Source organism: Nocardioides jensenii JCM 1364 = NBRC 14755 (assembly GCF_001552535.1).
Lineage (GTDB): Bacteria > Actinomycetota > Actinomycetes > Propionibacteriales > Nocardioidaceae > Nocardioides > Nocardioides jensenii.
Map to the genome: position 1 here is coordinate 60,915 of NZ_BCRJ01000011.1, position 21,159 is coordinate 82,073.

Sequence of the window (21,159 nt, forward strand, 5' to 3'; positions counted from 1 at the left end):
CTAACCGGTTGGGCCAGTGAGACCGTCGAACAACCCTGCCTGCTCGGCTCGGTCACCCTTGGTCTCCTGCGACAACGGTGCGGTCAGCACCTTGTCGACCGGCCCCTGCACGCCAAACTGGCCGCGCAGGAACGCTGCGATCAGGTGGACCTGACGCTCGGTCGCCTGGCTCATGTGCAGCCGACCCTGCAGGGCGACCGTGAGATCGCGTCGTCGTACCAGGCGCTCGAACAGTAGGGCGTCCATCTGCCGCGGCAGGTTGGCCGTGGTCGCGGCGTCAGCGGCGAGACGCGAGATGAGCTCGAGCAGTGGGTCGGCGTAGTCCGGTGCCAGTGGGAGGAACGCCCCCATGGCACCAGTGCGTACGTCTGCTGGGGCGTCGAGGGAGTTGAGGATCTTAGCCACGTACTCGTCGACCCGCTCGGCCTGCTTACGCATGGCGTAGTACGGGACGTCGCCGGTCGCAAGGCGCGCTGTGGCGATCTCCTGGAACGTTGCCGCGTCCATCGTGTTCGCCTCGCCCGCGATGATCGCCAGGTTCAAGGTCACGATGGAGATGGCCTCTGCGAAGAACCACCGTGCGGCCTTGGTGGCTTCCGCGTGGGTCTCAGGCGGCCAGGCCTTGCTCAGCTCGCGGATCAAGCCCAGGGTGCGCTTGACGGCGTCGAAGGGCTCGAGGAACCAGACCTCGGACACCAGGAACCAGAAGCCGCGCTCCAACATGGCATCGGACTTCACGAACGCCAGCACTTCCTTGCGCAGCAAGGCGATCGTTACACCCTGAGAGCCGACGTCGTCGACGCTGCCGATGGCGAGCCGCTTCTCGCGCGAGGCCAGGTCATCCATGTGCTGGATGGTCACGCCGAGCCGTCGGCAAGCGTCGCGGGTGGCCGTGGTGGTCTTGAACGCCGTCGTGATCTCACCTCGGTCGGCGCCGACGAGCTCGCGGAGACCACGACTCCACAGGGCACGGTCGAGCGGACGTGGGGTGCTCTTGGAGGTGCCGGTCTTCACCTCGCCGATCTGCTTGTGGAGCGTCAGCGCCTGGCTGAAGGCGTAGCCCAAGACGTCGAGGTCGGTGACGGTCGAGACCTCGGAGCCAAAGCGGTGCTGCAGGTCGACTCCACGACGTACGTAGAAGCCGTCCCAGAACCAGGCCTGGGCCACCCGAATCTCGGCCAGGACTCCGGCATCAAGCCCAGGGGTCGTCGCGGCGCGCGGCACGCTGCATCTCCTTCCGCAGCTCGTGGATGGAGGCGACCATGATCTCGTGAGAGGCCCCGAGGCTCTCCTTCGTCCGGCCATCCTCCGGCGTGATGAACGTAGCGGGTCGCTGCCCGCGGGTCAGGTCGGCAGTCCCAGACGTGTCGGTGATGCGACGGATCCAGGTGAGCGCGGACTCCGCGATCTCCGGCTTGACGAGACGCAGGAAGGCCCGGCCACCCTCGTTCGGCTCGACGGCGACGACGCCGGCGGCCTCCAGCAAGTGGTAGTCCGTGCCGATGTTGGTGGCGGGCCCCACGGTGCCCCTGCGCAGCAGCGCATTAACCAGAACAGCCGGGTCCTGGACCCGGCCACCACCTAGGGCCGCCGAGTCGCGACCGAAGAGAATGTGCGCGACGAACAGCTTCCGCAGGTGGAAGGCCTCGGTGGTCGTGCAGGCGTTGTCCTCTACCTCGAGGAGGGGCGAGAAGACGTACGTCGAGGAGGCGCCGGTGGCGGAACGAACGGTGGCTGCCTGGATGAGGCCGACGTTCGTGGCACTGCGGATGATTGCCGGGTTAGCGTTCAGCTTCGACAGGTGCAGGCCGGGCGTGGACAGCACCTGCTCGCTCATGCCCAGGAGCGCCTCGCGCTCGTTGGGCGGGAGCCCGCCAAGGAAGGTGGCGAGCGACAGCTGCTTCGTGCCCCAGACGTACGGACTAAACACCACCAGCTCGTTGAGCTCGTCGGACAGCGCGTCGAGGTTGAGGCCGACAGCGCGGGCCAGGCGCAATGCCTCGAGCGCTTCTGGCTCGGTGAAGCCCCGCTTGGTGATCTCCTGCAGGTGCTGGCTCGCCGCCAGTGGCGCGATCGCGCCGATCTCCACCGAGTGCAAGAAGGCCAGGTCTGAACGCTGCGGCCCGAGCGAGTCGAGCAGGGAGACCGTCTGCTCGGTCACCGTCGCCGAGACCCCGATGTACTCCTCGAGGTGAGAGATCCGCCCAGCCTGGTCGATGCGGTAGTCGATCAGGCCAGCTGCCTTGAGCGCCGGGAGGACGGTGTTGGTCAGCTCCAGGCCGCCGAGGCCGGCGTGCTTGGCGTAGCCAACGACGAGCTCGTGGGTGAGTACGACGAGGCTCTGGTGGCCCTTCAGGCGGGCCGCGAGGTCCATGGCCTTGCCGGTGAGCAGCAGGATCTCGACCTCGGCACGCACCAGGGGATCGGTGATCTTGTGGTCGTGCTGGTGGACGAAGACAACGGCACGCCCCAGCCGCTTGACCTCGTCGCGACGCTTCTCGTCGTCCACCGGGTTCGACCCTCTGCTTCCTGCTCGGCGCTGGCGCCGCGTAGTCGTGTTCGCGACGAAGGTATCGCCGATCAGTTCATTCTGCCACAGAAAATGCTGGCATAGGGTGTAGATTCGGTTCCGTGACCGAGAAGACCGACATCATCAGCCAGCTCGAGGACCGTGGACTCATGGGCGCCTTGGCGTGGGCGTACACCTCCGCGGTGACCCGCACCCTCGACGACTACTCCGAGGATGCCGGGTACGACGCAGCTTGGCTGGGAAACACGCGCTTCACCCTGTTCCGCGATCGCATCGATCGGGTGACTTCCTGTGGCAAGTACGCGCTCCACGTCGGAGCTGACTCCAGCGAGGGTCTGGATCTCGTCCATGCCGAGCTGACCGAGCGTGAAATTGAGACCATGCCCCAGTTGCCGCCGGATCTCGTTCGGCGTGCGGATCTCAACCACAGCCCCGGCTGGCGCATTGAGGACCTGCGTTTCCTGCTCGCCTCCTGCGCCTTCGGCAAGATCGACTCGCTTCCCTGGCCGCAGAAGAGTCCAACCAAGCAGTTGGTCGCCAAACAGCCGAACCCTGAGCCCGAGATGACGCTGTTCGACGACTTGGTCGCCGAGGAGGTTGCGGGTCTGCTCGCCATCGATGATGATGCGCTAGATCTGACGACCCTTGTCTCTGCCCACTCCCTTGACGCCGTTAGTCAGCGCCGTGAGTTGGTCCTTGGCCGGCCACGCCTTAACGACGGCGGGGGAGATGCGTGGCACTGGTATGTCGACCTCCTTGGTGGTCCGACGACTTCGGGCTCGCGACGGCCGGAGAGTCCGGCACCTTCGGCGCCGGACGAGGTCCCGGATGCGCAGGTTCGTCTTCGTCAGCGACGCGCGCAGCAGTCCCAGGCTGATGACCTGCGATGAACGCTTCGATGTCGGCAGCCGATGCTGCCGCTCTTTTTGACGGCGCCCGGTTAACTCTTGCTCGCCAGTTAGCCGGCAAACGGAAGAGTGACCTGGCGGGAGTGATCCGCAAGAGTCCAACAGCTGTCGCGGCCTGGGAGTCGGGAACCAAGCGGCCGACGGCGTCGACCGTTGCCGAGCTGTCTCTCGGCCTAGGAGTCGACCCCGCATTCTTCGCGGTCGCTCATGAGGACGTATCGAACCTGACGAGCCCTCCCCACTTCCGATCCCTGCGCTCCACAAGCCAGCTCGCCCGAGATCAAGCACAGGCCTACGGCCAACTTGCGGTCGATATCGCGACGGGCCTTGAGCGCCACGTCGAGTTCCCCAACGTTGATATCCAGCGGCTTGCCGTTGACGTCGACGACATCGAAAACGACGGACCCGAGGAGGCGGCGCGTCAGGTTCGGGAATCTTGGAGACTCGGTGTTAGACCCGCTGGTCACCTCGTGCGCGAGTTGGAGAACCACGGCGTGCTGGTGGTGTTTAGCCCGCCACAAGCCGCAGCGGTCGATGCCTACTCATTCGACAGTCGCCTCCGCCCCGTCGTCGTCCTCAACCCGCTGAAGCGGGACTACTACCGACAAAGGTTCGATGTGGCGCATGAACTGGGCCACTTGGTGATGCACGCAGATGCCGAGCCAGGCGGACGCATCGTCGAAACTCAGGCGCACCGATTCGCGGGCGAGCTGCTTATGCCGGCGGAGGAGATAGCCCCGATGCTGCCCCGCTCGATCAACAGCAGCAGCTGGACCTCATTGGCCAGGCTCAAGGAGCAGTGGGGGGTCAGCATGCAGGCGCTCCTCTTCCGCGCAAGGGAGCTTGGTGTCATGGGTGACGTGTCCTATCGGAACGCGATGACCACAGTCTCGACGCGCGGCTGGCGCCGTGCCGAACCCGGTCAGATTCAAGTGCTCGAGCAGCCGTCCCTCCTGCCCAGGGCGCTCGAGCTGCTGGAGGGCGAGGGCGTCGATGCTGGTCTTCTGGCCGCGCAGTGCCGTGTCCCCATCGAGCTCTTTCGGTCAGCGACGAGTCGAAGCCCTTTGGCAACTTCGAATGCACTACGGAGCGACACTGACGAGGACAGAAGGCGTGTGGTGTCCTTGCTGAGACCCGAAGGGTCTAGCGACTAGCAACCGTTCAAAGAGGCGAGGTGGGCATGGAATTCACGCTAGCCAGTCGGTCATTCGATCTGACGGCTGACCTTGTCCGTCGCGAGCTGACGGATCGCGTGCCGGAATCGATCCAGGAGTATTGGGTCGAGATCGATGGTGTCCGCTGGCCGGTGAAACAGGTAGTGGCGCTTGCTACGGGTCTCGATCGTCGGGCCTTCCAATCCCAGAACAGCCGGCGCCTTCTCGAGCGCCTTGGCTTCTCGGTCGGCCAGGGAGGGTCGGTGATCTCGGCCAACGCGAGGAGCTCGAAGCCGTGAGCCAACCGAGCCGCGTTCGACGCAGAGGCACTCGACGTCCTCGAGTCTGTGGACGTGCGAGTCACCTTCGACTGGCTCGCGCTGGCCCCGTCGTCCTGGACGCTGAGGGGCTGCCAAAGTTCCCATCGCTACCGCGACTGCCTGGCCTGTATCGATACGACTTCGGCCTAGATGATGCCGGTGTCCGTACCCTGTACATCGGCGAGTCAGTCGAGCTCATGCGCCGCGCCAGCAACTATCGCAATGCCAAGACGGATCGAAGCCGTCAGCGCACGAGCCGGAGGATCCACAAGGAGATCGTCCAGCAACTACAAGCCGGGGGGCTCGATTGAGTTTGCGATCGCTACGGGCGTGAGCATCCAGGACGGTGAAGACACTGATCTTCGCCTGAAGTCAGCCCGTCGCCTGGCGGAGAACGCCGCCGTCTTCGAGCTCAGACGACTCCCGCTACGCGGGTTCTGAACATCGACACTGACATTGGCGAGTCCGAGGGGGAGGAGTGAGGGAGCACCCCCACTGGTTCTCGGCGTCGATGTCGGATCGCTGCGCCGCAAGGGTGGCTTCGCGTGGTCGTCGGTCGACGTGTCACTTCACGGGCAGGATGACCCGAGCGTCTTGGGTGCTGCCTGCTGGACTCCACTTGTGCCGTTTGAGTCTTGGCCAGCCTTCGCGCTGGCCAGGATGGGCTGCTTCTCCCCAACCCACTCACTCGACTTCCACTGACAGACGAGGCGCAGTAGATGGTGCTGTTCTACGAACCGGATGGGGCGGGGCCGCTGAACGCGCCAAGCGGTTCGGCGCGCTTTCTGACGAGCTTCCTGAACTGTGAATGGCCCGTTCGGGCACAGTGGGGTCCACTGAATCGCTCAGAGCGATACTGAGCGAGGTGCTGTCACCGGGCGGGACCCGCGTGATCGGGGCCTGTTGGCGGCACGTCGTGGCATTGCCGGAGGGTGGTGGTGGTTGTAGCTGCGAGTCGCTGCTCGGCTGCCCGGCGCCGGGACTGAGGATCGGCCTTGGCTGTCTTGCGCTCTTCGGCGTTGATCTCATCGATGCGGGCCTGGGCGTAGGCCGAGCGGTTGCGGTCGCGCTCCATGCTCTCGGTGACGGTCTGGTGCTCGAGGATGCCGGGCGAGAGGTGAAGCTTGGCGCGGAGACGTTCGAAGGCTTCGAGCCAGCGCTCGGAGCCGCGGGATCCGAGGATGCGCGCGGCCTGGTGGATGAGCTTCTGGCGGACGTCGGTCTCGGACCAGTGGCCGGCGGTGCGCAGCAGGTGGTCGATCATCGCGTCTCCGAGCGGGGACCGGTTCTCGATGGCGGCGGTGATCGCGGCGGCGCCTTGGGTCTCGAACAGCTTGGCCGGGTCCAGGCCGTCGGGAAGTTCGAGGTGGGTGGGGTCGAGGTCGGCGGCGGTCAGGTGCCAGAAGGCCTTCTGCGCCGACTTCCAACCGGCGGGGTCGGAGTCGGTGGCCACGGCGATGCGGTCGCGGCCGTTGACGAGGTCGATGCTGGCGCGCAGCAGCTTGATCTGGTTGATGGTGAGCGCGGTTCCCATCGGGGCGATGCCGACGGCGGCGCCGCCGCTGCCGAGGGTGATGGCCAGCGCGTCCATGGGGCCTTCGACGATGGCTGGGAGCGCGTCGTCGGCGAGGCGTTCGCGGGCTTCGGCGTACCCGAAGAGCGCCTCGCCCTTGGTGAAGATGCTCGTGTTGCGGGTGTTGAGGTACTTCGGTCCGGCGAAGTCGTCGTCCGTCTTGGTGGGATTGCGGCGGCCGACAAAGCCGAGGATCGCCTCTCCTGCGGGGTCCTGGGGGTCGCGGATGGGCATGACCAGCCGGTCGCGGAAGAAGTCGCGGTAGTAGGTCGTGCCGTCGTTGCGTTCACGCCGAGTGACGAGGCTGGCCTGTTCGAGCTCGTCCAAGGTGGCGCCCTGGTCGGTGAGGTGGCGCATCAGGCTGCGGCCGCTGCCGGGCGCGTACCCGACTGAGTAGTTGGGGTGGTTGGCGAGGTCGGTCCCGAGCCGTTCGCGTAGGTAGTCCGGCGCCCAGGAGCGTGGGTAGCAGGACTCGTAGTAGGCCAGTGCGTGCTGGTTGAGCTCATGGATCCGCTCGGCCGGGATCTCGTTCGGGTCGGGGAAGGCGTTCTCGGCGGTGACCTCGACGGCCTGCTCCCACGGCAGGGGCGTCGCGTATGAGTCCTCGACGTACGGGTAGTCGCCGGCCGCGATGGCGTCGTACGACGTCGGGTCGTGCTCGTCCGGTGGCGGTTCCTGGTCCTTCGGCTCGGTGGCGAGGGTGTCGTAGTCGTCCGGGGCGGGGGAGTGGGGGAGAGGGACGTCGGTGTTGTCGGGCTGGTCGCGGTAGAAGGCGGCCATGAACTCGTCGGCGTCCTCGGGTGGCAGCAGGTCGAGGTCCGCGGGGACGTCGGCCTCGGGGTACGGCGCCTCGTCGTCACGGGGCGGCGGCGCTTCCGTCGGCTGGTCGGTGAGCATGGCGATGCGGAGTACGAGCGCGTCGGCGACCTCGACGCCGGTCAGGCTCCCGTCTTGGGGGACGCCGGCCAGTGCGCTGGAGAGGATCTCGGTCGGGGTCCAGCCGTGGTGCTCGCAGGCCTCGTCGACCCCCGCCACGAGCGCGGGCCAGGCGGGAGCCTTCTGCAGGTAGTCGGCCTTGGTGGTGCCGACGAGTTCGGCCAGCGCGGTGCGCCATGTGGGCTGCAGCAGGTTCGCGGAGTGCTCGTCGGCGCCGAGTGCAGCCGGCCCGAGGTGCGGAACCATGCGCCACCACAGCGCGGCGGCCTGCTGCTCGTCGGGCAGCGGCCGTGCGGCCGCGGCGGTGTCCGTGTCGGTGTCCTGGTCGCCCGAGAGGGATGGATCGGTGGCCAGTGCCTGCTTGATGTAGTCGGTCACGGGCAGCCCGGCGCGCTCGAGTCGGGCGAGTCGCTGGCAGAGTGGGGTGATCCACGGGTCGGCGCGGACGTTGTCGGGCAGCACCTGGTACCAGGTGCGCTGGGAGAAGGGGTAGCTCGGACGTGCCGAGCGGACGGCCCGGTTGAGCTTGGCCTGGTAGGCGCCGGGGGCGCCGATGGTGCGGTCGCCGGTGGGGCGCAGGTCGTTCTCGTCGGTCCCCGCAGCGGCTCGCCAGACTGCCAGGTCGGCCCGCAGGTCGGCGTCCTCGTCCTCGAGGAAGGGCTGTGCCCACACCGGTGCGGTGGCGCCGGTCCATCCCCGAGCCTGTTCGCGTACGGCGTCGATCTGTTCACGCACGAGCTGGTGGTAGGCGGCCGCGAACGGTCCCCAATCGTGGGCCTCGGCCAGCCGGGCTGGGATGCCGGGCAGCCAGGGCAGCGGCCCGTCGGTGGGCGCGGGAGCGTCCGGGTCGTGTGGCCGGGCCGCGGTGAGTTCGGCGACGAGGTCGTCGATGCGGCCGTCGAGCACGGCCGCGGGGTCGCGGGCGTCAGCAAGCGAACCGACGCCCACGGCGGCAGTCAGCAGCTTCAGAGGGCTGTGCTCGTCCAGTGCAATGAGCGCGAGATGGGAGCGCAGCGTCGGCCACGCGGGGGCCTCGGTGAGCCCGGTGATTAGTGCTTCGGCGTGCGCGTCGATCTTTTCCATGCCGACCAGGCCGATGAGGTTCTCGGCGCCGGCAGTGACAGCGTCGTGGTAGCGGGCGGCCATGTCGCCAACCAGCTGGCGCGGGTTGGTCTGCTCACGCAGCGCGGTGGTCGCGGAGACCGGCGAACCGTCGCGGCGCAGCATCTCGGCGATCCGGTCGAGCGCTGTCGGCGGGATCAGTGCCTCGGGCCGGATCAGATTGTGCGGGTCGCCGTCGCTGGCAACGTTGAGATAGAGGTGGTTGGCGAACTTGCCGCGCGACAGCGCGACGTAGAGCAGGTTGCGGTCTTCGTCACCGGTGAGGACGACGTGGCAGGTGCCGGTGGTGATGCCCTGCGCGCCGTGGACAGTGGTGGCGTAGCCGAGCTGGACCGTCTTGGAGACGTAGTCGGCGGGCAGAGTGATGGTCTTGCCGAGTTGGTCGTGGACCACGCGCAGCGAGCCGTCGGCGTTGACGCATCTGACGTGCCAGCGGTCGCCGTTCTTGACCCAGTTGGTGCGGCTGATGCGTAGGCGACGGTCGTTCTCGCGGGTGATGATCCGGTCACCTTCGGACACCTTCGTGCCGTCGGCCAGCGTCAGAACGCGCCCGATCTCCTTCTCGTCGAGGCCAGCGAGGCGGTCGTTGCGGGCCCGGGTGTTCAGCTCGGCGACGAGGTCGCGGGTGGGCGCGATCAGGACCGAGTCGGTGCCGTCGGCCCGGTCGGTGGCCCACGCGGCGTAGGCCTGGTCGGCACAGGCACCGAGGTCGCCAACATGGATGCGGCCCCGGTCGGCGTAGAACGCGATCGCCGACGGGTCGCCGTCGCGCAGCGCCAAGGTGGCGGCTGCTTCGGCGGGGTTGAGGCTGCCGTCACGGTTGCGGAAGCGGTGGACCTCGCTGAGAGTGACGGCGCCGACCTGGTGGGCGATGTTGCGAAGGACACCGCCGGCGGCGACCGAGGCGAGCTGTCGGTCGTCGCCGACGAGCCGCACCTGGCCGCCGCAAGAGGTGATGTAGTCGATCGCGGCCGCCAGATCGGTGGTCGCCGCCATGCCCGCCTCGTCGATCAGGACGAGGGTCTTGGGGTTGATCTCCATCCACGCCGGCGCCCCGCCGTGCTGATCCGGGTGCTGGGCGTGCCACACGAGCTTGGCCAGCGTGTCGGCGCGAACCTTCTTCCGACCCGGGCGCCACGGCCCGTTCAGGAGCCCCCTGGCCTTCGCCGCGGCACCCGCATCGCTGGCCTCGGGGTTGATCGAGGCGCCGAGTTCTTGCGCCGCGACCGCGGACGGAGCGAGGCCGATGACAGTGCCGCCGGAGTCCTGCCAGGCGCGGGTGAGGACGGCCATGGCGGTGGTCTTGCCGGTACCGGCGGGCGCGAGCGCGAGCTGGACGGCGCGGCCGCTGGTGGCCATCTCGCGGACCAGGGACTGCTGGGCGGCGTTGAGCTGGAGCTCGTTGGCGGCGGCTTCGGCAATCGCGATGCCGACGCGCACCTCGCTGATGGTGCGACCGCCGGCGCGTCGGGCGGACTCGACGATGCGCCGTTCGGCGTCGATCACGGCCTGGGAGGTGTACTGGCGGGCGCCGGCGAGGCTGTAGACGCTGACGATCTCCTCACCGTCGCCCCCGTGTTCGGTGCGCTGCAGGGGAGCGGGGATCGGCACGTCCTGCTCGGCCGCAGTGGTCGCGTGGGTGAGCGGGTCAGGGTCGTTAAAGGCGATCGAGTGCTCGGCGATCGCGGTGGCCACCACGCGGTCGACGGCGGTATCGAGGTCGGGCAGCCGGACGCCGTGGAAGCGGGCCTGCCGCTGTGCCTCGGCGCGCAGGTGCCAGACCTGCCAGGTCGCCCGGTCCTCGGCGACCCACTCGACGACACGCTGCGCGGTCTCGGCGACCCATTCGTCGGTGACGTCCTGCGCGTCCGGGCGGTGGCCGAGACAGCCCTCGACCATGTCCCGGACGGCCTGCTCACCACCGATGATCGCGGCGGCCTCGGCCAGCCACGCGGCCCGCTGGTCGGCCTCGGCGCGGGGTGCGTGCTTGGCCTGCCGGGTCTGGTCCCACGCCTTCTCCGCGAGGGTGACGGCCTCACCCTCGGTCGGCGGCCGACCGTGCTCGGTCTGGAAGGCGGCCGCCAGCTCGCGGCGGCGGGCCTCGATGGCACTGTGCCGCTTGGACCAGGTCTTGGCCAGCCGCTCGTCGACGCCGACGATCTCGCGCACGGGCCGCTTGTCGACGCCCTTGGCCAAACCGCTCCTGCGGTTCTCGAAACGAACCCCCAGCCGGGCGATCAGCTCGGACTCGATGAGGGTGTTGTACATCTCCGCAAGGGTGACGTTGGCCTTGTAGAGAACCCGTCCGTCGACCGCGAGCCAGCGGCCGGTCTCGTCCTGGACCTTGTTGCTGACCGCGACGTGGGTGTGAAGGTGCGGGTCGGAAGAGCGCGCGTCGCGGTGGGTGAACATGCCCGCGATCAGCCCCTTCGCCTTGACCTGCTGGAGGCCGCCGCGGCCGCGGCGCGTGAACAACACCTCCTTCTCCAGCCACGACAGCGTGGCCTCGACAGCCGAGTGATGGGCGGCCTCGATCTCCTTGGCAACGTCGCGATCGGCCAGCGCCCACAGCGTCGAGACGGACTTCACCGCGGCGAAGGTGAGGTCGTACCCAGCCACCGCGGTGGTCTGCTGACGGGTGGCCTTGGCCATGAAGGAGCCGCGCTCGCGGTCATCGATCGGGGCCCGACCGTGCTCACGGAGGAAGTGCTCGTTGCTCAGTTCGGTGCGGATCTTCGCCCGCACGTCGGCCGGCACCGGGGTCTTCCAGTGCTCGCCGTTCGCCAGGTTGTAGGCGACGTAGCGCTTCGCGGTCTCCTGGATGAACTCCGGCTGGTTGCCCAGGTACCGTGCGAACACGCGGCCGAGCTGGGAGGCTTTCTTGGCCTGCTCGACGCTCTTCTCTGCGTCCAGGGCGGCGTTCTCCAGCCGCTCCGCGTCCGGGTGGCGACCCTCGCCGAACAGGTTCCGCATGTGGGCCTCGGTGACCTGCGAGCCCACCTCGAGGTCGAGCGCACCGAGCCCCGCACCGAACCAACGGCCCGGCGACTCGCCCTTCTCGGCGTAGTAGTCGGCCAGCCCCGCATGGCCGCGGTCGGTCGCATCGTGCACGGCGACCTGGCGGGTCAGGTACGTGTACCCGTCGCCCGCGGTCAGCTTGTGCACACCCATCACGCCATGGAGAAGCAACCACGGCGACCCGGTTTCGGACACCTGCCCGGCACCAATTTCCGACAGTGCATGGGGTGCGAGGGATTTGGTGAGGTCGGGAAATGCGGAAAGTCGAGTGTGTGGGCTGGATTGTGGTGTTGGAAATTCGGTGAGGTCGAGGTGTCCGATCTGGGTCGGTCGAGGTTGCTTCTTGCTTGTGAAGGGGATCATGGCGGTTGCCGTGACGTGACGATCAAGGAAGAGGTGGTCCCCGATGGGGAAGGCGGCACAGGCACAAGCGGGTCGGGACCGGGCGCGGGATGCCCGGCTGAAGGCGGCGCGGGAGCGCCGGCTGAAGTTGGACGCGGACCAGCTGGTCCGAGAGCAGCGCATCGACGAGGCGTCGGTCGACGTCGAGGTCGCCTGGGAGGAGCGGGCGCGGGCTGAGCAGGCGGTCATTCACGCGGAGGTCGCGGCCGCGGCCGCGATCGAGCGGCTGCTGGCGGAGAAGGTCGCGATCAAGGACGTCGTGCAGCTCACCGGGCTGGACCAGGCGACGGTACGCCGTCTGCGTCAGGTCGAGACCGACACGGGAGACGACACCGGAGCCCACTCGGCCGACGGCACCGTCGAAGACACCGGCGACGCTGCCGAGGCCGCCGGCATCCAGGTGGCGTGATGACCGGCGGCTCGGAGGATCCTTCGAGGGCATCTCCGCGACAGACCTGCGGCGGATGCTGGTCGACGCGGCCCAGCAGGCGCGGCGTGAGCAGGCGGTCCTCTGACCGAGCTGCAGTGGCGCGGTGAACCGCTCGAGGAGCCGGCGGCGCCGGCGAGCGCGTCGGACCAGCCGAAGCCGTCCGCCGCTGCCAAGGAGCGGTTGACCGCCGCGCGGGAGCGATTCGTGGCCGCTCGACGGCGCTGAGGCCGCCGGACATGCTCCCTGACCGGCCCAAGGAGCGGAACACGCCCTCGCCGGGCACTCGGCAGCCGCCCGGGATTCCCTCTTGAGCGGGCAGCCGGCGACGTCAGCACGAGCTGCTGAGATCCTGGTCAGGATGGCCACTGACCTAGATCTAGATCCTCCTCGACCCGGCGCAGGTCGCCCAGTTGCGTGAGGGGGCTGCGCAGGCACACACCACCACGACCCGCACGGTGGAAGCGGATCGTCGACACCACGGTCGGCCTGGCGACCTTGTTAGACTGGCCGAGCCTCGCCGGGCAGATCGAGACCGCGCAGATCGGCGCTGCTGGTCGTGCTGGCCGAGGAACACCTTGTGGTTACGGGCAGCGGCTACGGGACGCTCATCGCGGCCATCGGCGTTGGCGCGGCTCTCGGCCCACTCGCACTGCTGCGGCTCATCCGGAACCCGCGCCGACCAGTATTCGTGCTCGGTCCCTTCGCACTGCGCGGCGTCGTCGATCTGCTGATCGCGAGCGTGGCCGTGTTGCCGGTCGCGGTGGTGGCATTGGTGCTCTACGGGGTCGGTACCTCCACCGGCGAGGTGACGTTCAACTCGATGCTCCAGGCCGAGACGCCCGAGCACAGCCGCAGCCGGATCTTCGCCACGATGGGCGTCCTTTGGCAAGGCGGCAGGCTCGTCTCCCTCGGCGCCGGAGGACTGTTCGCCGACCTGTACGGCATCACTGCGGTGTGCTATCTCGGCGGCGAGCTGTCCTACAAGTGCCTCGTCGGCGTCAACCCGCATCAGATGGACGCCGACTCGCCGCTGTTCGGGAGCAAGGACTGGAGCTGATGCCATCGGTGCGGCAAGCGGTGCGAGCGCCGATGGTGGACACCGCGATGGCGGCGGCGAGCCGGCGCCTCGGCGGCTTGCTCGCCGCGCTCCCCAAGAGGCGAACGGCCGGATCGCGAGGGTTCTAGCCGAAGCACGTCCTTCTTCCGAACGGGTACATCGTCGAGCTGGTCCTACCTTCTCCGCCCTGGAGCGTGCGCCGGACTTCTCCAACCGCGGTCCGCCCGTGCTGATCAGCGGATTCCGAACCCCCGATGCCCTGGCCGCGATCGACCGGTCCGACCTCGCGGGGTGCTCCGCGCCCGCAAGGTCCGCTATGCGCTACTCCCACAATGCTCGCGACCGCGCGCCCTGTCCGCGGCCGCCGCGGAAGGCGCCAGACTGCCGGGCCAGGCCGTGGCCGCCGACCTCATCGCCCGGTTCGCTAGCTGCCGGACGCCGTCGGGCTTCGCCATGTCGATCGCGAGCCCGCGTTTGATGTGCGCCGGCTGGATCAGGGCGGCTTCCCGTCGACGACGTCGAACCCGTTGTTCATCTCCGGCATCGCCCGGACCGCCTTGACCAGCGCAGAGCCGATCAGGTGCGTGAACGACACCTTGCCGCCACGCGCAGGGGCCAGGTGATTGTTGATCACCGTGCAGTTGTCGATGAGCAGCTTCACCGGCACCGACCGAACGCTGTGGCCGTCGGGACCGACAGGCTGGCGTCCATGTTCTGCGCGGCCCGTGCAGGGGCACCGCGGAGCACGGTCATCTCCGGCTCGTCCGTGGCCTCGGCCTGCTGCGCCGGCTCGGGCTTCTTGGGGTGTCGGGCCGGTGGTGGCACAGCCGATCGGCACCGGGGGCGGCCTCTTCCGAGGGGCCTTCGCGGGCGTCTGTTGCGCCCGTGGGCGCGCCGAGGCGGCACTTTTCACCTGCGGCGTGGGGCCGGCTGCCTTCGCCTCGGTTCCACAGCCCCGCCGTCATGGAGTTCTTCTCGCCCTTCGCGGCCGGCGCCTTCTCGGCTGGCTTCGACGCCTGCGGCTCGGGCTCCTGTCTCCGCGGCTCGGCGGCGCGGGTGGTGCCGGCGTTGGGGCTCACGGACTTATCGGAGCCCGTGCTCACCAGGCGTGTAGTTCTTGAAGAACTCCCACCACGCACGGTCCACGGTGTCGCGTGCGGTCACAGATCGCAGTGCCCGATCGCGCAGGTCGCTCCTGGTGCGGGTTGCTTGACCGGGAGCGGGTCCGTCCGCCAGGCCGCCGGATCCGGGTGACCGGCGCGTTCCCAGCGTTGGGCGTGCAGCACACACGGGCCACGCCGCGAGGAGCCGTAGCCGCAGCCGATGACCGCAGACCATGTTCGGACGCCCGCGTCGCCACCGCGGACCGGTGGAGGCGATGAAGCCCTCCAGGTCCGGACGTCCCGCCTGGACCCAACGCTGAGGGTGGCCCTGACACATCTACTATCCGTGGGCGGACCGTTCACATTCACGGACCCGGCAGGTGCGGCCGCTGAAGATCGGGTCGTCGGCGTCGAAGACCAGGACGTCGTCGCGGAACTCGGCCCGGACGGTGGCCATCAGTTTCTCCAGCAGCCCGGCGGTTCCTGCCCGGGTCATCGTGGTCGGGAGCTGCGGATTCACAGGCGGACCTCGGTCCCGGTGAACCAGCCTGCCTGTTCCAGCACGCGGCGGGCGTCCTCCTGGTGAGGTGTCCGTAGATGTCGGCGGTCGTGGTCACCGAGGCGGGCCCAGCAGCTTGGAGACCACCTCGAGCGGGACCGCGTCACGCAGCATCCTCGTGGCCGCGGTGTGCCGGAACCAGTGCGGGTCGAAGTCAATCCCGGTCCGCTTGCGTAACCGCAGGACCAGGTCGTAGACAGCCCGGTAGGATAACGCATGTCCGATCGGGTCGCCCCAGAGGTTGACGAACACGTGGTCGCTGTCGAGGTCCCCGTACTCGGCATGGAGGTAATCGGCGTAGAGCCGCAGCAGGTCAGTGCCGACCGGGATCGTGCGTGAGCGGCCGGTCTTGACCCGGGCGCCGTTGTCGTTGACCCGGGCGGTGATGGACACCTCGCGCTCTGCCGCAGCGAGGTCCTCATGGCGCAGGCCCAGGGCCTCCCCGATGCGCATCCCGGTGTCATAGAGCACCGCGAACAACAGCCGGTCCCGCAGTCGGGTGCACGCATCCAGGATCGTCTGCACCTCGGCTGCGGTGAGCACCCGAGGGGTCCGCTGCGGCGTCTTCAGCGCGATCGCCCGCCGCTTCCGCGGGCCGCTCTTGCTCAGTCCTCCAGCCGAACCTCGCGCCAATCCATTCCGTGGTGGGCCAAGAACACGAAGTAGTCCTTCAAGTCGTGGGCGTAGGCCTTCACCGTGTTCGGTGGCCGCTGTTGTGGCTGGCGATCTGCAACATCGAGGACAAGCGAGCCCGCCACCGCGAGCGAGACCGAGGGAAGAAGGGCAAGGACCGCAAGGCCCAGTCGCGATCGCCTACCCCGACCGCATCAACCCCCGCCTATAGAACCCATCCGGACAAGTAAAGGGATCGGCCCCCTTACACAGAAAACTTGACACGCTCCCTGGACGATGTTCTAGGTCACCGACGCGCCCCGCGAGCAGCTGCGCCCGGCCGCCCAGCCGACGCCGCGAGTGAGGATCTGTGATCCACCCGGTGCTTGCGGCAGGGCTCACTCGTTCGCCGCTTCGCCGTAAACCGGGCACAGGGTGACCGCGTCACCGGTGGCGGCCAGCACGCCTTCGGTGGCGCGCAGCACCTCGACCACGAGCTCGGGCTGGGTCAGCGCGAACATCGATGCCCGCCCCTGCGGCCGGGAAGCCACCAGTGCACAGTCGCGCAGGCAGGCAGGCGCATGTAGACCGTGGGCTGGGCCGCCCCAAGTGCGCGTCCATGGCGCTGGCTCTACGCGACAGCAATACTGGGGACAGCGCCGCGATCGAGAGCGGCGAGTAGGCACCGAGGATCACCTCATAGCGCAACACCCCGCGGGACTCTGTCGGTCCAGTTTCGGCCGTCGTCGACAGAGATTGATCCCGCAGCAAGTCGAACCTCCCTGCCTTGACGGGGTGACACGCCCCTGCTATTGTTCGTTCGAAATAACGACCTGCGTTCATTATGACGAACTGAGGCTTTATGGTTCTCCTGGGGTACCGCGATCGCAACGTTCACGAGCTCGTCGTGCACGAGACAGCTCTCCGAGCTGGCAGTTATGCGCGCCTCGGTGTCGACGTTCAGACCGTGGCCGGTCACGAGCACCCCGAGGCGCCGCTTTCGGCGGGTCTGGGTGGTTCGCTGATTGAGACGCTCAAGGGACACCGGACCTGGTGCGCGGGTCTTGTTCACACCCTCCACCCGTTCTTTTGGGTATGGGATCGGGGAGAAGGCGCCGCCTTGACCGACCTGCGGAGCCTCGCGGGCCATCCAGACGGGTCCATTGTCTCGGCGTTCACCGACAAGCTGTTGGAAGACCGCGGGCTTCGAGTAGAAGCGCTGGATGTGGAGCGCTTTCCGGTGGGCATTCCGGGCGATCACGAACGACTGAAGGCCTTGATGTCCGGAAGCGTCGACGCCGCCGTGCTCGGAACCTCCTTCGCGCCGACAGCGTTGGCGCGACTGGGACTCACGCAGCTGCTGTTCTTCGGGGATGCGATGATGTTCCCGACGGCCGGTCTGGGGATCGACGCGGCCATGATCGATCCCGACGGCTGGGAGGTTCGCGCTGTCATCGACGCCCAGCGTGAGGGCCTCGAACTTATCAAGGCGCAGGCGACCGTCGCGGTCAATGCCGTCGCGGCACTCCTGCCGGAGGCCTCGCGCGAGGACGCGGAAAGACTGCTTCGCGACTACGTTGCGCCGAACTACGGCCCGACACCCGAGGATGTTGAGACCGTCGGGAGCGGCTCCGTCGCGTGGCTGTCGGACGTCCTAGCCGTAGAGCCAGGGTCGGTCCGGAACTTCTACGAGAAGGTCCGATGAGTACGCGACGGCGCGAGGACCTGGTGGTCGAGGTGACGCACGCGAGCAAGGGGCTCGGAGTCTCGGTGCGAGGCCATGAACTGACCATCGATGAGACGGAGAAATACGGGGGGCACGATGCGGGGGCCAATCCCGTCGAACACATGTTGGCCGGCGTTGCCAGTGCATCTGTAGTGGTGCTCGGGATCTTAGGTGAACGTGATATCGCTGAGGTCGTCTGCCTTAAAGTGTCAGCCACGCTCAATGTGGACCGCGTGATGGGCGTCGATGACGGTGCTGCGTTCGACACGGTTCGACTGGACTGGACGGTGCAGGACGAGGAGCAGGCGGACCGACTGCGCAAGGTGCTGCCCGTCCTCGCCGCTCGCCGACCCGGACAGGCGCTGGTCGAGTCGGCGGCACTTGTTGTGGAGGAGATCGCCGTTCGGCCCTAGCTCTGAACGGGCGGCAAGGGCGCAAGGACAAGTGGAACAGCTGAGGACGAACTCCGGAGGACGAAGGTGGCGAGAACGAGACGGCGAAGTCCCGAAAGCCCTCAGGCGCTGACGATAGGCAGTTCGCCAGTACCATGCGTCCGAGGGGCCGACGTAGGTGACGGCGTCCGTGACCGATGTTGGGCAGTCATCCCGCAGAAGCCACCCTGGGCACGGCGAGGGACTGCTGGGGGTCAAGCCGACGCGACGTCGCGCCATCGCGATTGCGATGCTGGCATGACACCGTCGCGGCGGTCAGCGCGACCGAGTGGGTCCAGCATGTCGCTTTGTTCTTCGAGCTCCTGCGGACCAGCGAGGGTGCACGGGCGAGACGTGATGGCCGTGCCCTCTATCGGCCTCAACGGCCCCGTCCAGCTCCGGGGCGTACTGCGATCCCTCGCGCGGTTCCCCGGGTACGGGTTGCGCATCGTACCGGCGGTTCTCACTCTCCGCGCCCTCCCTCCGCGGTGGCCGGCTGCCTACCTTGCCGATGCCGAGCACCACGGGCAGGGATACACGCAGGACACGTCTGGTGCCGTGCAACGATCTTTCACCGTGACCGCCAACGGGGCGGCGAGCGCGCCTACCCCCGTACGTCGACCCCCGCACACGCGGGTGGAGGCTGCTAAATCGCTCCACCCACACCCGGACGCGAACTTGGTGCGGACCGACGTCCGCGACCTGGACCCGCCGACTCCGACGGCGCTCGCCAGTGGTGTTCATACGCGCGCGCACGTTGACAAACTCCACTCCGCCCAATTCTCGAGGTGATGGCATGAGTTGCCCTGTGTCAACGTCTGCCAGTTCAGGCGGCCTTCGGAGTGTGTTCGTTGAGGACGCGTTGGAGGGCGTTGTGTCGGTCGGGGTCGTAGGCGACGCCGTCTTGCCAGCAGCGCCAGATGATGTTTGCCCAGGCGCGTCCGAGGATGCGGACGGCGTGGGGGTGGTCGTGTCCTCGGGCTCGCGCGCGGTCGTAGAGGTCGGCGGCCCAGAGGTTGGCCCGGCGGCAGTCGCCGGCGAAGCCGCAGAGGGCGTCGCGGAGTTCCTTGTCGGCCGACCAGCGGAAGGTGACGGCCTTGACCTTGCCGGACTGGCGGGTCGAGGGTGCGACGCCGGCCAGGCAGGCCAGGGAGTCGGCGGTGGGGAACCGGCCGCGGGCGTCGCCGATCTCGGCCAGGAGCCGGGCGGCGCGCAGGGTGACGGCGCGGGGCAGCGACTTGATGATGTGGGCGTCGGGATGGACTTCGAGCTGTTCGGCGATCACATCGGCCAGGGCAGCGATCTGGGTGTTCAACCCGTGCAGGACCGCGACGAACGCCAGGGTCACCGCGGCGTTGGATTCGGCTTCGCTGTGGTTGGTGCCACGCGGTGCGGCCAGCAGACGGGCGTGCAGCACCTCGGCGGGGACCCGGCCGGAGTAGCCGACCTTGGATATCCAGGCAGCGAGTCGGTCGGGGGTAAGCCAGTCGGCCTTGGTCTGGGTGGTGAACCGTTCCAGGAACCCCAGGCTGATCGGGGAGTCGATGGCGGCGAACAGCCCGACGATGCCGGGGAACACGATCTGCAGATGAGCGCGGAGCTGGTTGGCCGCGGCGACGCGGTGCTCGACCAGGTTGCGGCGGGCGCGCACGCTGCTGCGCAGCGCGATGGTCGCCGGAGTGGAGCGGGTCAGCGGGGTGAGGCGGCGCCGGTCGGTGCGGACCACGTCGGCGAGGACATAGGCGTCGTGCCGGTCGTCCTTGTTGCCGGCCGATCCGTAGCGCGAGCGCAGGTTCTTGACCTGGTTCGGTGCGATGACGAGCACGACCAGCTCGGCGGCGAGCAGGGCCTCGATGACGGGGCCGTCGCCGCGTTCGATGCCGACCTCGACCACACCGGCCATCAGCAGACGGCGGATGAGCCGCTTGAGGCCAGCAGCGGTGTGCTCGACCATGAACCGGTCCAGGACCTCGCCGTCGGCATCGACGATGCAAACCGCGTGGTCGTCCTTGGCCCAATCAACACCCGCGCAGACTCGCGCTGGCACGGTGGCAGGGGTGACACTCATTGTCAGTTCCTCGCTGTTGGAGCAGTGAGAGAACACGCGGTGGTCCCGGGACGCCACAGCCGGTCGCTCACTGATCGGCGCTCTCCGGCGCACAGCCCTGTAGCCGGTCTGGGTGTCCTGGGCCACCGGACCCCGCAGAACGCATGCTGGACCTCGAAGGTCGAGCGAACGTGGCGGTGGCCCGGCGGGGACCAGGGGTGCATCAGCAGATCATCTGAACCCGCCGACCAGAGGATGGTGCACCAGTGAGGCGAGCGGCTCCAGATGGCTCGGAGCATTCAGCATGTTCGCTCCCGCGGGCGCTCGTCCGCACGTCGGTCGACGTACCGGTCGGCCTCCCGGGTGGCGAGCGAGAGATGGCACGCGCCTTCACGTTCTCCAGCCTCGTGGACCAGGGCGAGCATCTGGCCCTGGGGCTCGGCTCCTACCTCCGCCCCCTTACCGGGACTCCGGTCGTCCGGGTGCACTCGGAGTGCTTGACCGGGGACGTCTTCAGGTCACGCCGTTGCGACTGCGGCTCTCAGTTGGAGGAGTCAATGGCGGCCGTCGCGTCCACTGGTGGGTACCTGCTCTATCTGCGTCAAGAGGGAAGGGGCATCGGTCTCTACGCCAAGCTTGACGCCTACGGCCTGCAGGACCAGGGTCTCGACACCTTCGAGGCCAACATGGCGTTGGGGTACGATGAAGACCCTCGCGATTATCGCGTGGCGGCCCAAATGCTCATCGCGCTCGGCGTGAACCGGGTGGATCTGCTCACCGGCAATCCCCGTAAGGCCAGTGAACTTGCGTCGTGGGGGATCGGCATCAGTGGAGTCTTCCCTACCCGCCGCCACGAGACGTCCGAGAACACACACTACCTCGCCGCCAAAATGTCACGCGGGCACCGGTTCCATCCTCAGGCGCCGGTGAGCCCGGTCGACCAGCATTTGTATTCATGACCGCCACGCTGCGACACGTGCACGTATGGCGTTCTCTGGCCTCACCGGAGATCCGAGGGGGTGACGACCTCGGGAGCTGATTTCCCAATACATTGTTGAGGGAAGCAGTGCGATAGGGCCCGTCCTCGACGGTGATGGTCACTAGTGGCGTGTCTGACGAGTAGATAACTATTTGGATCGTAGATTGGGGTGATGCCCCAGCAGACCCGTTGCCGATGTCGAAGGTCCAGCGGAGAGGCGTTGGAGGTGCTGGTCCGTACGCGGTCGGCGCC

General features: G+C 67.9%; 16 protein-coding genes and 1 pseudogene. 9 read left to right on the forward strand and 8 right to left on the reverse strand.

The window, feature by feature from the left end:
• Positions 1-1,224, reverse strand: a complete 1,224-nt coding sequence (locus tag NJ4_RS05680) for a hypothetical protein (RefSeq protein WP_067431492.1) — start codon at positions 1,222-1,224, stop codon at positions 1-3.
• A complete protein-coding gene (locus NJ4_RS05685; protein ID WP_067431495.1) occupies positions 1,193-2,509 on the reverse strand; it encodes a hypothetical protein in 1,317 nt (438 codons plus the stop codon). Before NJ4_RS05685 ends, NJ4_RS05680 begins: the two co-directional genes overlap by 32 nt.
• A 122-nt stretch (positions 2,510-2,631) precedes the next feature.
• Between NJ4_RS05685 and NJ4_RS05690 the strand changes: the two genes are divergently transcribed.
• The 3 genes from NJ4_RS05690 to NJ4_RS05700 are packed head-to-tail and all read left to right on the forward strand — an operon-like array spanning position 2,632 to position 4,891.
• Positions 2,632-3,420 carry a hypothetical protein gene (locus NJ4_RS05690; RefSeq protein ID WP_067431498.1) on the forward strand — a complete coding sequence of 263 codons (789 nt, stop codon included), beginning with the start codon at positions 2,632-2,634 and terminating at the stop codon, positions 3,418-3,420.
• Positions 3,417-4,592: an XRE family transcriptional regulator gene (locus tag NJ4_RS05695; RefSeq protein WP_217996773.1), complete on the forward strand. Its 1,176-nt coding sequence runs from the start codon at positions 3,417-3,419 to the stop codon at positions 4,590-4,592. The genes NJ4_RS05690 and NJ4_RS05695 overlap by 4 nt, the downstream gene beginning before the upstream one ends.
• Positions 4,593-4,618: 26 nt before the next feature.
• Entirely contained in the window at positions 4,619-4,891 is a 273-nt protein-coding gene (locus NJ4_RS05700; protein ID WP_157550785.1) for a hypothetical protein, read from the forward strand.
• 892 nt (positions 4,892-5,783) lie between these two features.
• Here the strand turns inward: NJ4_RS05700 and mobF are convergent.
• Positions 5,784-11,714, reverse strand: coding sequence for a MobF family relaxase (gene mobF, locus NJ4_RS05705; protein ID WP_067431507.1), 5,931 nt, complete (start codon positions 11,712-11,714; stop codon positions 5,784-5,786).
• A 253-nt stretch (positions 11,715-11,967) separates the two neighbouring features.
• On the opposite strand from mobF, the gene NJ4_RS05710 reads away from it, so the two are divergent.
• Positions 11,968-12,372, forward strand: coding sequence for a hypothetical protein (locus NJ4_RS05710; protein ID WP_067431509.1), 405 nt, complete (start codon positions 11,968-11,970; stop codon positions 12,370-12,372).
• Positions 12,373-12,949: 577 nt separating this feature from the next.
• Positions 12,950-13,450: an MFS transporter gene (locus NJ4_RS05715; RefSeq protein WP_067431513.1), complete on the forward strand. Its 501-nt coding sequence runs from the start codon at positions 12,950-12,952 to the stop codon at positions 13,448-13,450.
• A 493-nt stretch (positions 13,451-13,943) separates the two neighbouring features.
• On the opposite strand, the gene NJ4_RS26540 is transcribed toward NJ4_RS05715, so the two are convergent.
• The 3 genes from NJ4_RS26540 to NJ4_RS26345 all read right to left on the reverse strand — a co-directional run bounded on the left by NJ4_RS26540 (position 13,944) and on the right by NJ4_RS26345 (position 15,655).
• On the reverse strand, positions 13,944-14,117 hold the full coding sequence (locus NJ4_RS26540; RefSeq protein ID WP_245644475.1) for a 2-oxo acid dehydrogenase subunit E2: 174 nt from the start codon (positions 14,115-14,117) through the stop codon (positions 13,944-13,946).
• A gap of 776 nt (positions 14,118-14,893) precedes the next feature.
• The gene (locus NJ4_RS05720) at positions 14,894-15,073 is read right to left on the reverse strand and encodes a hypothetical protein (protein ID WP_067431517.1); all 180 of its coding nucleotides are present in this window, start codon (positions 15,071-15,073) and stop codon (positions 14,894-14,896) included.
• A gap of 93 nt (positions 15,074-15,166) precedes the next feature.
• The gene (locus NJ4_RS26345; RefSeq protein ID WP_217996774.1) at positions 15,167-15,655 is read right to left on the reverse strand and encodes a tyrosine-type recombinase/integrase; all 489 of its coding nucleotides are present in this window, start codon (positions 15,653-15,655) and stop codon (positions 15,167-15,169) included.
• 167 nt (positions 15,656-15,822) lie between these two features.
• Between NJ4_RS26345 and NJ4_RS27230 the strand changes: the two are divergent.
• Positions 15,823-15,956, forward strand: a pseudogene (locus tag NJ4_RS27230) (IS256 family transposase); the annotation flags it as partial.
• 166 nt (positions 15,957-16,122) lie between these two features.
• Here NJ4_RS27230 and NJ4_RS25545 read toward each other — a convergent pair.
• The gene (locus NJ4_RS25545; protein ID WP_174524586.1) at positions 16,123-16,275 is read right to left on the reverse strand and encodes a hypothetical protein; all 153 of its coding nucleotides are present in this window, start codon (positions 16,273-16,275) and stop codon (positions 16,123-16,125) included.
• Between the two features lie 311 nt (positions 16,276-16,586).
• Between NJ4_RS25545 and NJ4_RS05730 the strand changes: the two genes are divergently transcribed.
• Together NJ4_RS05730 and NJ4_RS05735 are read left to right on the forward strand one after the other, a co-directional pair.
• Positions 16,587-17,429, forward strand: a complete 843-nt coding sequence (locus tag NJ4_RS05730) for a substrate-binding domain-containing protein (RefSeq protein ID WP_067431521.1) — start codon at positions 16,587-16,589, stop codon at positions 17,427-17,429.
• Entirely contained in the window at positions 17,426-17,863 is a 438-nt protein-coding gene (locus NJ4_RS05735) for an OsmC family protein (RefSeq protein ID WP_067431523.1), read from the forward strand. The genes NJ4_RS05730 and NJ4_RS05735 overlap by 4 nt, the downstream gene beginning before the upstream one ends.
• A gap of 844 nt (positions 17,864-18,707) precedes the next feature.
• Here NJ4_RS05735 and NJ4_RS05740 read toward each other — a convergent pair.
• Positions 18,708-19,949 carry an IS110 family RNA-guided transposase gene (locus tag NJ4_RS05740; RefSeq protein ID WP_067431526.1) on the reverse strand — a complete coding sequence of 414 codons (1,242 nt, stop codon included), beginning with the start codon at positions 19,947-19,949 and terminating at the stop codon, positions 18,708-18,710.
• Between the two features lie 356 nt (positions 19,950-20,305).
• Here NJ4_RS05740 and ribA point away from each other — a divergent pair, with 356 nt between their 5' ends.
• Positions 20,306-20,887: a GTP cyclohydrolase II RibA gene (gene ribA, locus NJ4_RS05745; protein WP_082748207.1), complete on the forward strand. Its 582-nt coding sequence runs from the start codon at positions 20,306-20,308 to the stop codon at positions 20,885-20,887.
• The last annotated feature ends 272 nt before the right edge of the window (positions 20,888-21,159 follow it).

Coding starts and splice junctions, on each gene's coding strand:
- NJ4_RS05695 (WP_217996773.1), top strand. CDS start 3,417: ATGAACGCTTCGATGTCGGCAGCCGATGCTGCCGCTCTTTTTGACGGC.
- NJ4_RS05730 (WP_067431521.1), top strand. CDS start 16,587: ATGGTTCTCCTGGGGTACCGCGATCGCAACGTTCACGAGCTCGTCGTG.
- ribA (WP_082748207.1), top strand. CDS start 20,306: ATGGCACGCGCCTTCACGTTCTCCAGCCTCGTGGACCAGGGCGAGCAT.
- NJ4_RS05710 (WP_067431509.1), top strand. CDS start 11,968: ATGGGGAAGGCGGCACAGGCACAAGCGGGTCGGGACCGGGCGCGGGAT.
- NJ4_RS05700 (WP_157550785.1), top strand. CDS start 4,619: ATGGAATTCACGCTAGCCAGTCGGTCATTCGATCTGACGGCTGACCTT.
- mobF (WP_067431507.1), bottom strand. CDS start 11,714: ATGGGTGTGCACAAGCTGACCGCGGGCGACGGGTACACGTACCTGACC.
- NJ4_RS05735 (WP_067431523.1), top strand. CDS start 17,426: ATGAGTACGCGACGGCGCGAGGACCTGGTGGTCGAGGTGACGCACGCG.
- NJ4_RS05740 (WP_067431526.1), bottom strand. CDS start 19,949: ATGAGTGTCACCCCTGCCACCGTGCCAGCGCGAGTCTGCGCGGGTGTT.